A 629-nucleotide genomic window follows, 5' to 3' on the forward strand; every position below is an offset into this window, starting at 1 on the left:
CGATCATGGCAGCCTTTCGGAGACGGATCTCTCCGCCGATACGAAAGGTAACAAAACTTATGATTTTTTCTAGCTTGGAAAAGCAGAAAAAATCTAAGTTTTGTGGCTTTTGGAACCAGCTCGGCCACTTAGTCATTCCGCTGCCATGGCGGTTAGCGGCGGTTACCAGACGTGTCTATATTACTTTCTATAATTTTATTCAGATTCAGAAGCTTTTTCATAGCAGTCTTGCAAAACTTCTTTTTCATTCTCCCTAATTTGATCCCCGGACAGTTTCGAATCTTTGTACTTTTTTTTTAAGGATTCAATTGCGCAATCACAATATTTTTTAGCAATCGATTCTGATACGTTACTATTTTGCATAAATTGGGAAATACACCTATTCATTTCAGATTCACTGACTTCATTTTTTGCCTTGAAATAGTCATAAATATTATAGGATACAACAGCTAAAATTATTAGCAAAAAAATTGTTTTACTCTGCTTATTCATTCGTTATTGGTATTCTTTAGTTGTTGTTTGTGACATGTCTGGTAACGTTAGGCTGGTAACCGCCGGTGCGGCTTTCGAAGAAAGTACGCTCCGCTAACCAAGACGAAGTTAATAAAAAAGAGTTTCGATTTATCGAA

At 36.9% G+C, this 629-nt stretch carries 1 protein-coding gene; it reads left to right on the top strand.

The genetic code is table 11. The annotated features are described in order from the left end of the window. The coding region (locus HZF10_RS17990) for a hypothetical protein (protein ID WP_217703416.1) at positions 1–257 on the top strand (257 nt) is incomplete at its 5' end. Positions 258–629 lie beyond the last annotated feature (372 nt).

Origin of the sequence: Flavobacterium agri, assembly GCF_013401995.1 — a bacterium.
Taxonomy (GTDB): domain Bacteria; phylum Bacteroidota; class Bacteroidia; order Flavobacteriales; family Flavobacteriaceae; genus Flavobacterium; species Flavobacterium agri.